The following is a 477-nucleotide window of genomic DNA, read 5'->3' on the forward strand; positions in this document are numbered from 1 at the left end:
GGAGCGGCAGGGGCTGCCAATTCATCCTCACCGGCTTACTCCCAGCCTCGAGCACCGTTTTTGGGTCAATCTGATTGGCAAGGGTTATCCCGCTCCGCGAAATCGTTTCCGTTGGTGCACTGATCGCTTGAAGATAAGTGCCTCCACGAAATTTATTCAGGAATTGTCTGAGGCTAATAACGAGGCAATTTTAGTGCTCGGTCAGCGCCGAGGCGAAAGCCAGGCGCGTGACAAAGTGATCGAAAACTACAGTGGAAGTACTCGCGATCGTCTGAGCCGTAATCGTGATCCCAAACTTTCTCGAGTTTGGGTTTACCTTCCTATAGAAACCTGGACTAGCGATGACGTCTGGATGTACGTCCTGACTGATGAAAATCCTTGGGGCGTCGACAATCAGGATCTGTTCAGCATCTATAAAGGAGCAACTCCTGATGCTGAGTGCCCGGTAGTGGTCGATAAATCGACCCCCAGCTGTGG

Annotated in this window: 1 protein-coding gene; it reads left to right on the top strand. The window is 51.6% G+C overall.

Annotated features, from left to right (window positions below):
* The coding region (locus BK660_RS32305) for a phosphoadenosine phosphosulfate reductase domain-containing protein (protein WP_185045378.1) at nt 1–477 on the top strand (477 nt) is incomplete at both ends.

Origin of the sequence: Pseudomonas brassicacearum (assembly GCF_003732265.1) — a bacterium.
GTDB lineage: Bacteria > Pseudomonadota > Gammaproteobacteria > Pseudomonadales > Pseudomonadaceae > Aquipseudomonas > Aquipseudomonas brassicacearum_D.